The organism is Tabrizicola sp. (genome assembly GCF_034366665.1).
Classification (GTDB): domain Bacteria; phylum Pseudomonadota; class Alphaproteobacteria; order Rhodobacterales; family Rhodobacteraceae; genus Tabrizicola.
On the sequence record NZ_JAXMMF010000097.1, the window covers coordinates 1 to 11,024 of the forward strand.

General features: G+C 65.1%; 11 protein-coding genes and 1 pseudogene. 3 read left to right on the plus strand and 9 right to left on the minus strand.

The genetic code is table 11. The features are described 5' to 3' along the window. A partial coding sequence (locus tag U1E69_RS13200; RefSeq protein ID WP_322244836.1) for a RidA family protein occupies nt 1-326 on the minus strand: 326 nt, incomplete at its 3' end. Nucleotides 327-586: 260 nt separating this feature from the next. Between U1E69_RS13200 and U1E69_RS13205 the strand changes: the two genes are divergently transcribed. Beyond that, nucleotides 587-1,624 (plus strand): LLM class flavin-dependent oxidoreductase, encoded by a 1,038-nt coding sequence (locus U1E69_RS13205; RefSeq protein ID WP_322244837.1) that lies wholly within the window; start codon nt 587-589, stop codon nt 1,622-1,624. A 30-nt stretch (nt 1,625-1,654) separates the two neighbouring features. Here U1E69_RS13205 and U1E69_RS13210 read toward each other — a convergent pair whose 3' ends face one another. Further along, a complete protein-coding gene (locus U1E69_RS13210; protein ID WP_322244838.1) occupies nt 1,655-2,566 on the minus strand; it encodes a rhodanese-related sulfurtransferase in 912 nt (303 codons plus the stop codon). Between the two features lie 99 nt (nt 2,567-2,665). On the opposite strand from U1E69_RS13210, the gene pncA reads away from it, so the two are divergent. Together pncA and pncB are read left to right on the plus strand one after the other, a co-directional pair. After that, nucleotides 2,666-3,274, plus strand: a complete 609-nt coding sequence (pncA, locus tag U1E69_RS13215; RefSeq protein WP_322244839.1) for a bifunctional nicotinamidase/pyrazinamidase — start codon at nt 2,666-2,668, stop codon at nt 3,272-3,274. Next, the gene (gene pncB / locus U1E69_RS13220) at nt 3,275-4,567 is read left to right on the plus strand and encodes a nicotinate phosphoribosyltransferase (protein ID WP_322244840.1); all 1,293 of its coding nucleotides are present in this window, start codon (nt 3,275-3,277) and stop codon (nt 4,565-4,567) included. 4 nt (nt 4,568-4,571) lie between these two features. On the opposite strand, the gene U1E69_RS13225 is transcribed toward pncB, so the two are convergent. The 7 genes and pseudogenes from U1E69_RS13225 to U1E69_RS13255 form a co-directional block, all read right to left on the minus strand. Next, nucleotides 4,572-6,050, minus strand: a complete 1,479-nt coding sequence (locus tag U1E69_RS13225; protein WP_322244841.1) for an inorganic phosphate transporter — start codon at nt 6,048-6,050, stop codon at nt 4,572-4,574. Nucleotides 6,051-6,106: 56 nt separating this feature from the next. Continuing rightward, nucleotides 6,107-7,015: a phosphotransferase enzyme family protein gene (locus tag U1E69_RS13230; protein ID WP_322244842.1), complete on the minus strand. Its 909-nt coding sequence runs from the start codon at nt 7,013-7,015 to the stop codon at nt 6,107-6,109. Next, nucleotides 7,012-7,434, minus strand: coding sequence for an alternative ribosome rescue aminoacyl-tRNA hydrolase ArfB (gene arfB / locus U1E69_RS13235; RefSeq protein ID WP_322244843.1), 423 nt, complete (start codon nt 7,432-7,434; stop codon nt 7,012-7,014). Before arfB ends, U1E69_RS13230 begins: the two co-directional genes overlap by 4 nt. Before the next feature lie 259 nt (nt 7,435-7,693). Next, nucleotides 7,694-8,314: a queuosine precursor transporter gene (locus tag U1E69_RS13240; RefSeq protein WP_322244844.1), complete on the minus strand. Its 621-nt coding sequence runs from the start codon at nt 8,312-8,314 to the stop codon at nt 7,694-7,696. A gap of 83 nt (nt 8,315-8,397) precedes the next feature. Continuing rightward, a complete protein-coding gene (gene mepA / locus U1E69_RS13245) occupies nt 8,398-9,294 on the minus strand; it encodes a penicillin-insensitive murein endopeptidase (RefSeq protein ID WP_322244845.1) in 897 nt (298 codons plus the stop codon). Next, nucleotides 9,291-10,661, minus strand: coding sequence for an MFS transporter (locus U1E69_RS13250; protein WP_322244846.1), 1,371 nt, complete (start codon nt 10,659-10,661; stop codon nt 9,291-9,293). The genes mepA and U1E69_RS13250 overlap by 4 nt, the downstream gene beginning before the upstream one ends. A gap of 92 nt (nt 10,662-10,753) precedes the next feature. Continuing rightward, nucleotides 10,754-11,024, minus strand: a pseudogene (locus U1E69_RS13255) (thioeseterase); the annotation flags it as partial.

The following is an 11,024-nucleotide window of genomic DNA, read 5'->3' on the forward strand; positions in this document are numbered from 1 at the left end:
TCGGGCGTGCAGACGACGAAGTTCAGGCTGCGGACGATCCCTTTCACCCGGTCCAGCGACCCCACCGCCTGCCGGATGCCGCCCAGCACGTTCAGCCCGGTCCGCCGCGCAGCCTGGTAGCCTTCTTCTACGGTGACGTTCTGACCGAGCCGCCCCTTGTGCGTAATCTCGGCCCCAATCTGCGCGACGTGACCCGACAGAAACAGCAGGCTGCCGACCCGGTGGAAGGGCTTCATCGTGCCATACTCCGCGCCGTAATAGCCGTCGCGGTCGAAGTCGGGGATATCCAGGCCCAACTGGATGGCAAGGCTTTCGGGTAAGCTCATCGCAGTCTCCTTCCCGGCCAACCTGCCGCGCATGGTGATTCGCCGCTATGGTTAATCGAAGTCCGGCCATACGCGCGTATGTATGGAAGCCATACGGTTTCCATACCAAAGGAAGATAGGAATGCCGCAATGGTCGTGGACAATTAAGCGAGCGGCCTCAATCACTTGTCCGCCCCGTGCACCTCTGAACGCTGCCTCTCTCCAAATCCGCATTCATTTGTCGCGGACCACTCCCTAACTTGCCGACAAAGGAGCTTCCCATGACCCAGGTATCCCTCGGCCTTGACACTTTCGGCGATGTGACGGTCGGTCCCGACGGCCAGCCGCAGCCTATGGACCGCGTGTTGCGCGAGGTGCTGGACCAGGCCACGCTGGCCGACGAAATCGGCATTGATTTCATCGGCTTGGGTGAACACCACCGCCCCGATTTCGCGATCTCGGCGCCGGAAATCGTGCTGGCCGCCATCGCGGGCCGTACCCAACGGATCAAGCTTGGCACCGCCGTCACGGTCCTGTCGACCGACGATCCGGTGCGCGTCTTCCAGCGCTTTTCCACCCTCAATGCGCTCTCGAACGGCCGCGCCGAGCCGATTCTGGGGCGCGGGTCCTTCACCGAAAGCTATCCGCTGTTCGGGCATGAGTTGCAGGACTACGACCAGCTGTTCGAGGAACGCCTGGACCTCTTCGCCCACCTCCTGCGCGAACCGCGGGTGACCTGGTCAGGCCAGACCCGTAGCGCATTGAAAAACCAGCCGGTTTTTCCGCAGCTGGGCCAGCCGATGACCGTCTGGGTTGGCGTCGGTGGCAGCCCGGAAAGCGTGGTCCGCGTCGTCCGGCAGGACCTGCAGCTGATGCTGGCGATCATCGGCGGCGACGCCTCGCGCTTTGCCCCTTACGTCGACCTCTATCAGCGCGCCTGCGCGCAACTGGGCAAGCCGGTGCGGCCAGTGGGCGTCCATTCCCCTGGCTTTGTCGCGGAAACCGATGAAAAGGCGCAGGAAATCCTCTGGCCGCACTATGCCGACATGTTCGGCCGCATCGGGCGTGAGCGGGGTTGGCCCCCGGTCACCAAGGATCGCTATCTTAACGAAGTTCACCACGGCGCGCTGTATGTTGGCAGCCCCGAGACGGTGGCACGGAAGATCGCAAGGACGGTGAAGGCTTTGGGCATCCAGCGGTTCGACATGAAGTACTCAACCGGACCGGTTCCGCATGCCGATCTGATGGAATGCATCCGGCTTTACGGCGAGAAGGTCATTCCGATGGTCCATGACATGCTCGCCGCCAAGGCCGCCTGATCGGGGGTAGGGTGGGCGATATCGCCCACCCTACTCTTGCGCGTTGCCCAGATGGTGTGTCCCGCGACTTGCCGCCAGCAACATCTGGCGGTGCCGCTCGCGGAAGCGGCTGCGATCGGCGGTGGAGTATTCGTCCTGGCAGGCCGGGCAGCAGACGCCGTCCTCATAGACCGGATCGGCCTGATCCGCCTCGGTCACCGGCCTTCTGCAGGCCCCGCAAGAGGTCAGCCCCCCAGGCAAAAGGCCGTGCCCGACCGAGACCCGGTCGTCGAAGACGAAGCATTGGCCTTGCCAAAGGCTTGCCTCCCGCGGCACCTCTTCCAGGTATTTCAGGATGCCGCCCTTCAGGTGGTAGACCTGATTAACCCCTTGACCCAGAAGGTAATTCGTCGACTTCTCGCAGCGGATGCCACCCGTGCAGAACATCGCGATCCGCTTGCCCGCGAACCGCTCACGATTGGCGTGCCACCACTCAGGAAACTCGCCGAACGCCCTTGTTCCCGGGTCCACCGCGCCCTGAAAGGTGCCGATGGCGACCTCGTAAGCGTTGCGGGTGTCGATCACCACGGTGTCGGGGTCAGAAATCAGCGCATTCCAGTCCTTCGGCGCGACATAGTTCCCCACCCGCGCCAGAGGGTCGACGTCGGGCTGCCCCATCGTCACGATCTCGCGTTTCAGCCGAACCTTCATCCGCCCGAACGGCATCGTCTCGGCAAAGCTTTCCTTCCACTCCAACCCATCGCAGCCCGGCAGCGCCCGGATCGCCGCCAGCACCGCTTCGACGCCTGGACGCGGACCCGCGATGGTGCCGTTGATCCCCTCGGGCGCCAGCAGAAGCGAGCCCTTGACCCCTTGCGCCTGGCACAGCTCGGACAGCCCCGGCTTCAAGCCAGCAGGGTCGGGAAAGCGGGTGAAGTGGTAAAGCGCAGCGACGGTCAGCATGGCCCCCCTTTGCGCCGAAGCCTTGGGAATTTCAAGCGCTTCGCTTGACGCATCCGCCCCCCGGACTTACGCAAGGCAGGACACTGCCAAGAGGTCGCCATGAAGCCCGCAACCGAAGCCCTGATCGTGATCGACGTGCAGAACGACTTCTGCCCCGGCGGAGCGCTTGCCGTAGCGGGCGGAGACGAGATCATCAGCCGGATCAATGGCTTGATGGACGACTTCGCAACCGTTGTCCTGACGCAGGACTGGCATCCCGCCGACCATGCCTCGTTCGCGGCGAACCATCCGGGGGCCGCGCCGTTCAGTCTGACGACCATGCCCTATGGGCCGCAGGTCCTGTGGCCGACCCATTGCGTGCAGGGCACAAAGGGCGCCGCGTTCCATGCCGACCTGCGCACCGATCCGGCCCAGCTTGTCATCCGAAAGGGCTTTCGTCCGCAGATCGACAGCTATTCGGCCTTCTTCGAAAACGACCATACCACCGCGACCGGCCTTGACGGCTATCTGCGCAGCCGGGGGGTGACGGCGGTCACTCTGGTGGGCCTCGCGACCGACTATTGCGTCGCCTATTCGGCACTGGATGCGGCCCGGCTGGGGTTCAAGGCCACGGTTCTGGAGGGGGCTGCGCGCGCCATCGACCTGAACGGCAGCCTGGCCGAAGCGCGGGACAAGATGCGCGCCGCTGGCGTGGCGTTGGAGGCATAGATGGTGGATATCGCGACCCGGGTCTGGAACCACAAGTGGAAGATCGACCCCATCGTGCGGTCTCTGATCGACACGGACTTCTACAAGCTGCTGATGTGCCAGTCGATTTTCCGAAACAAGCCGGACACGACGGTGGTGTTCAGCCTGATCAACCGCTCGTCCAAAGTGCGCCTGGCCGACCTGATCGACGAGGGCGAGCTGCGCGAACAGCTTGACCATGTGCGGTCCCTGTCCCTGACCCGCGGCGAAAGCACCTGGCTGCGCGGCAACACGTTCTACGGCAAGCGGCAGATGTTCCGGTCCGACTTCATGGAGTGGTTCGAGGGCATGCGCCTGCCCGCCTATCACCTGGAAAAGCGCGACGGCCAGTTCGAGCTGACCTTCGAGGGCAGCTGGCCCGAGGTCATGCTGTGGGAAATCCCGGCGCTGGCCGTCCTGATGGAGCTGCGCAGCCGCGCTGTCCTGCACGACATGGGTCGGTTTGAATTGCAGGTGCTGTACGCCCGCGGCATGACCCGGCTGTGGGAGAAGATCGAGCGTCTGCGCGGGATCGAGGGCTTGAAGATCGCCGACTTCGGCACTCGGCGGCGGCACGGGTTCCTGTGGCAGGACTGGTGCGTCCAGGCGATGCAGGAAGGACTGGGATCGAAGTTCATCGGCACCTCGAACTGTCTGATTGCCAAAAGCCGGGATGTCGAGGCGATCGGGACCAATGCCCACGAACTGCCCATGGTTTACAGTGCCTTGGCCGACACCGACGAGGATTTGCGCCAGGCCCCCTACCGCGTTCTGGCGGACTGGCAGGACGAGCATGAGGGCAACCTGCGCATCATCCTGCCCGACACCTATGGCACCGAGGGCTTCCTGAAGAACGCGCCGGACTGGTTGGCGGGCTGGACCGGAATCCGTATCGATTCGGGCGATCCGGCCACGGGGGCCGAGACGGCGATCCGCTGGTGGAAAGACCGGGGCGAGGACCCGACGAAGAAACTGGTGATCTTCTCGGACGGGCTGGACGTCGAAAAGATCGAAGAGCTTTACGCCCGCTTCAACGGCCGGGTGAAGGTATCCTTCGGCTGGGGCACGATGCTGACCAACGATTTCCGCGGCCTGGTCGCGGGCGACGCGCTGGCGCCGTTCAGCCTGGTCTGCAAGGCGCTGTCCGCGAACGGGCGGCCCACGGTCAAGCTGTCGGACAACCCGGCCAAGGCGATGGGCCCGGCGGACGAGATCGAACGCTACAAGCGGGTTTTCGGCGTTGGCAAGCAGCAGGCGCAAGAGGTCGTGGTCTGACCCGTCAGAAGACGGTGTTCATGACCAGGAACAGCACCGCCGACAGCGCAGCGGTCAGCGGCACGGTGATCACCCAGGCGGCCCCGATCGACAGCACATGGGCGCGGCGGACAAGCTTGCGACGCCGACGCTCGTCGGGCAGAACGGGCGTGCCCTTTTGCAGGTTCAGCGCCCGCGCCCGCCGCTCGGCATGCCATTCGCGGTAGAAGCCGACCCCGAACACCCCGCCCACGGCGATATGGGTCGACGACACCGGCAGCCCCAGCCACGAGGCGATGATCACGGTGATCGCGGCTGACAGCGCGACGCAATAGGCGCGCATGGGGTTCAGCTTGGTGATCTCTTGCCCGACCATGCGGATCAGCTTCGGGCCGAACAGCAGCAGACCGAACGAGATGCCGAACGCGCCGATCATCATGACCCACAGCGGAATCTCGACCTTGGCGGCAGTGCCGTGGTCCTGGACGGCGTGGACGATGGCTGCCAGCGGACCGACGGCATTCGCCACGTCGTTGGCCCCATGCGCAAAGGACAGAAGTGCGGCCGACATGATCAGCGGGACGGCGAACAGCTTCTTCAGGGATTTCTTGCGGTTCTCCAGCCCCTCGGACTGGCGGATGATGATCGGGCGCATCACCAGCGTGACGACGGCGCCGATCAGAAGACCGATCAGCGCGGCGTTTCCAAGTGAGATGTCGAAAAGCTTCTTCAGACCCTTCAGCGCAAGATAGGTCGCAAAGGTGCCGGCCATCACGCCGATCAGCACCGGGACATAGCGCCGGGCCGCGCCGATCTTGTCGGGAACGTCGTTGATCTTGGCCTTGATGAAGGCCAGGAACAGCGCCGCCACCACGCCGCCCAGGATGGGCGAGATCACCCAGCTGGCCGCGATCTGGCTCATCGTGCCCCAGTTCACCGCGCCAAAGCCTGCCGCCATGATCCCGGCCCCCATCACCCCGCCGACGATGGAGTGGGTGGTCGAGACCGGCGCACCCATCCAGGTCGCAAGGTTCAGCCACAGGGCCGAGGCGATCAGCGCCGACATCATCGCCCAGATGAAGGTGTCGGGGTCCGCCACGGCCTCGGGGGCGACGATCCCGCCCGAGATCGTGCTGACCACGTCGCCGCCGGCAATCAGGGCGCCAAGCGTCTCGAAGACGACGGCGATCACCAGCGCGCCGCCCATCGTCAGGACCTTGGCCCCGACGGCAGGGCCCATGTTGTTGGCGACGTCGTTCGCGCCGATGTTCAGCGCCATGTAGGCCCCGAACGCGGCGGCGGCCACGATGATCAGGTTGCCGGACTGGTTGCCCATCAGGACAAAGGCAAAAAGCGCGCACAGGACGACGAAGACGAAAGCGATGCCGGTGGCGACGACCGGCTTGCCGATGGCAGTCGTGGCGGCCTCAAGCTGGCTGAACCGCGCAAGGTCCTTGTCCAGCGTCTTCCACTGGTTCACCCGGGGTTCGGCCTCATCTGTCATGGAATCGTTACACCGCTGTTACGTTCAGGGCGGTGATTATCCGTTCGACTACCCCGTCACAAGGATTTCAGCAGCCGCGAGGCGCAGAAGACGGCACGCGCCAGGTGGCTGCGGTGGATCGGATCTTGCGGGGCAAGTCGCGGCATGGTCCAGCCGACCGAGGCCAGAGTGCGGGCCAGGATGAACGCCTCGACCATCTGGACATCCGTCGTCCCGTAGCCCGCCATCAGCGCATCGCGCAGCTGGGGGTGTTCGGGATGCTGGACCGTCTGCACCAGCGCGGTCCCCAGGTCATGCAGGCGAAAGCCGAAACCGCTGTCGTCGAAGTCGATCAGCGATACCGAATGTCCGTTCACCAACACGTTCTCGCGCAGGACATCGGCGTGGATCAGACCGATCTCGCCCGTCAGCCGTTCGCGCAGGGCGTCACGCGCGCGGATCAGCGTGGCGCGCTGGTCGGGGGTGGCGACGGGATGGTCCCAGAACCGGCCCCAAAGCGGGTTGTCCCCCACCAGTCCCTCCCAGTCCCAGCGCGGGCGGGTGAAGTCTGCAGGCAGGGTCAACCCGTCCGTCACCAGGTGCACCCGCGCCAGCACCGCGCCCAGCGCATGGTAAAGGTCCAGCACCTGCGTCAGTGGCCGGTCGAAGGGTTTCGCCGCTTCTCCCAGCGCCTCTCCTTCCATCCAGGCGATGGCCGAGGCGTGGCGCCCATCCGCGACCGGCACCAGCAAGTCCCCCTCGCGGGTGGGCAGGGCAGCGGGAACCGGCAGACCCGCTTGCGCCAGCTCTGCGCACCACCAAAGTTCCGACCGGATCGCTTCGGGCGACTGGTAACCCTGGCGGTGCAGGCGCAAGGCAGCGCGGCCCTGCGGGGTCTGCATCTCGAAGACGTGGTTCTCGCGGTCGCGGATCAGGCGAAGGATGCGACCGTCCCAGTGGCGAGCGGCCTCTTCGGCGGCACTCATTCCTCGTCCCCAACCTTGCCGCGCAGGGACTTCACCTCACCGCGCTGGGTCTTGGCGGCGATGCGGCGGCGCTGACTGCCCAGCGTCGGCTTGGTGGCGATCCGGCGTTTCGGGGTGACGAGAGCGGCGCGGATCAGATCGACCAGCCGTTCCCGAGCGATTTCGCGGTTGCGGGCCTGACTGCGGGTTTCGTCGACCTGCAGGACAATGGCACCCTCGGTCGTCCAGCGCCGCCCGGCCAGCTTCTTCAGCCGCGCCTTCACCCCCGGGGCCAGGTGGGGCGAGCGGTCCGCCTCGAACCGCAACTCGACGGCCGTGGAAACCTTGTTGACGTTCTGCCCGCCGGGGCCGGAAGCCCGCATGAAGCTTTCGGACAGTTCCCAGTCGGCGATGGCCAGGGTTTCGGTGACGTGCAGCATTCCGGCAAACTATGCGAAGGGGAGAAATAGAGAAAGGGTTGCCGTGACGGGCAACCCTTTCCGAGATCCAAGGAGATGGGCCAGTTAGGGCATCCAAATCCAATCGGTGGTCTATTTTCCAGGGGCTGCCCTTAGAAAATACCCCTCCCGACTGTCCCGACACCTCTCTCCAATATCACTCTAGACACTGGATCACCTCCTTTCAAAATGGTTGCCGATAGGTCAAACGTGACACAGATTTTGTGTTTGTCAAAACAAATCACGCTACCCTTGCGGTAAGCTTGGCAACTGCCAATCGAAAAGGCACCAGTGCCACCAAAGCCATCAGCAGCTTCACAAGCCAGTCGCCGATGGCCAGCGAGACCCAGAACGGGGCCTCGGGGCCAAGGCCCAGAAGCGGCATCGGCGCGGTCGCCCAAGAGACGTCGTTGCCCGGTTCCAGCACGATCAGCGCGGCCGAAAACGCCACGGTGAAGAAGATCGCTGTGTCGAGGGTGGAGGAGACCAAAGTCGAGACCAGCGGCGCCTTCCACCAGCTGCCCTGGCGCAGGCGGTTGAAGACCGAGATGTCCAGAAGCTGCGCGCAGAGAAAGGCAAGGCCCGACCCCAGCGCGATGCGCAGCGTGACCAGGGGGCCGAACTCGCCCATGATCTGCGTGCCGATGAAGGAACAGACAATGCCGGTGAAAAGGCCGGCCAGCACCACGCGGCGGGCGGTGGCGGGACCCTCCAGCCGGTTGACCAGGTCGGTGACCAGAAAGGCGAAGGGATAGGTCAGCGCCCCCCAGGTCAGGAAGGTGCCCAGGGGATATTGGACCAGGATGTTCGAGGCGACGACAATGGCCGTCATGGCAATGACGCCAGGAAGAAGGATGCGCATTTGGCTTTCCGTTTTGACAAGGTCGCGGAGACTTGGCCCCCACCATGAGGGCGGGGGCGAACTATACCCGCGGCCGTCCCCTGTCAATCCGACGCCAGCACACCTTTGCACTGCCGGGGCAGGTCGGCCATCGTGAACTCACGCGGGCCTTTCTTTCTGGGTGCGTCGTCCTCGCGTGGCTTCTTGCCGTCGGACTTCGGCGGGTCCAGGAAGTCGGTCACCCACCACATCAGCGTCTCGTCGCAGCCGTCGCCGCCCTTGGACAGGTCATCTACAGTGGGGGTTTGCGTCTCGCACAGCCGCGCGCCCTTGGGGCATTTCAGGCGGACATGGAAATGCGTGTCATGGCCGGCCACGGGGCGGATCTTTTGAAGCCACTTCTTGTCTGCGCGCTTGGCGGTCTTGCACATCTCGATCTTGACCGCCGCCGCGACGAAGATCCGGTCCACGCGGGGGTCGCTTGCTGCTTGCTTCAGAAGTTCGCGGTGGGTCCGGGTCCAGTTCTCCGTCACCGAGCGCTGGTCGGCCGACCGCACGGGGATCGAACTGATCTCTTCACGCTCGGCCGCGCTCAGGTCCAGGCGGCGGGGGGGCAGCATCCAGATGTCAGCATCCAGGCCGATCTGGTGGCTGGCGTGGCCGCTGGTCATCGGCCCGCCGCGCGGCTGGCTGATGTCGCCGATGTAAAGGCCGCGGCCAAAGCCGATGTCGCGGGCAGTGGCCGACAGGTCCATCAGGAATTGCACCATCTGCGGCTGGCCGAAGTTGCGGTTGCGCGACAGCCGCATTGCCTGCCAGGTCGGCCCGGTCTCGGGCAGTTCCACCAGCCCCGCCGCGCAGCCGCGGGCATAGCTGCCGATGGGCATCGAGTCCTGGCTGGACGGCTCGGCCATCGCGCCGAACAGCTTGTTCGCCAGCTTCTCGGCCTGGACCGGAGCCGCCAGCAGCAGGGACAGAAGAAGGGCGCGGGTCAGGATCATGCGGGCATCTCGCCTTTGGGTTTGACGAAGGTTAGCAGAACCAGGCCGATCAGGAACAACACAACCAGCGGAGCAATGCCGATCCGCTGCGATCCGCTGATGGTGGTGACAAGCGCGATCAGGGCCGGGGCCATGAAGCTGGCGACCTTGCCGGACAGGGCGTAAAGCCCGAACGCCTCGGTCGCGCGGTCCGGCGTGGTGTGGCGGGCCATCATCGTGCGGCTGGCGGCCTGCAACGAACCTCCGGCCGCACCGATCAGGGCCCCGCAGGCGAAGAAGATCTGATCCGGCGTGCTGGAGGCCGGGTCCAGCGGGATGCCCCAGACTGCCTCGCGCGTCATGCCGACCATCACCAGACAGACCAGGATCAGCACCACGATCGAGGCCATGATGACCGGCTTGGGGCCGATGGCCCGGTCCACCCGGCCGCCGATGAAGGCCGCGATCATCGCGGTGACTGCGCCCACGATCCCGAAGATCCCGATCTGGATGATCGACCAGCCCAGCACGCCCGAGGCATAGACCCCGCCGAAGCCATACAGTGCGTTCAACGCGTCGCGGTAGAACAGCGCCGAGGCCAGGTAGGCCGACAGGCTTTTGCGATAGCGCAGCGACCGGATCAGGTCCCTCAGGCTGGCGAAAGCACGGCCCAGATGCAGCGGACGGCGGTCGGTGTGCGGCTCTTTCACCCAGAGGAAGAAGGGGATCATGAAGACCACGAACCAGATCGCGGTGAAGGGGCCGACAAAGCGCGTCCCCTCCCGTGCCTCGGGGTCCAGCCCGAACAGGGGCGGCGTGCCCAGAAGCGTCAGCCCGCTGTCCGAGCCTTCCGCGAAGAACAGCAGCATGATCACCAGCGCCAGGAGGCCACCAAGGTAGCCAAAGGCGAAACCAGAGCCTGAAATTGCCCCCAAGTCATCGGCCTGGGTCAGCGAGGGCATCAGCGCGTTGGTGAAGATCGTGGCGAACTCCATCCCAATGAAGCCGACGCCGAAGAGGCAGACTGCCCAGAAGAGCATCCCCTCGGTGCCGCCCGGTGCGACCCACCACAGGCCGAAGGAGCCAACGACGTAGAAAGCCGAGAAGGTCCAGACCCAGATCAGTCGCCGGCCGGTTCCGTCGGCGATCGCCCCCAGGATCGGTGCCAGGACCGCGATGGACAGGGACGCAATGGCCAACCCCCAGCCCCAGTAGGCCTGGGCGGCGGCTTTCGCGGCCTCTTCGTCGAGGCCCGCACCCATGTAGTAGCCACGGGCAATTTCCGCGAAGTAGGGGCCGAAGATGAAGGTCAGAAGCAAGGTGTTGTAAGGCTGGCTGGCCCAGTCGAAAAAATACCAGCCCCAGATCCGCTTGCGGTCGCCAACCATGCCTGCCCCCTGTTTTTCCGCGAAGTGAACCCGGAAACGCGCGGCGGCGCAAGCGACGGCTCTTCGCGGCGCTGACGCTTGCTCATCGCTGGTCAACTTCCCCGCGTCGGAGGCCAGGGCCTGGTGGCCTCGGCAGCGATCCAGGCCTTGACCCAGTCCGGCAGGTCAGGGCTGACGGGTGAGACCCCCGCAGCCTTCGCCAGTTCGGCTGGCGGCACGATCCCGGACTTGCCCACGATGGCCGAGCGGATCAGGACCTGCGAGGCGCAGTCGTCGCCCTTCCACATCGACTGCTCGGTATAGAGGAAGCGGTCGTCCCAGCCGAGACACCGGCTGTAGGTCACAAGGCGCGAGAACATGGTC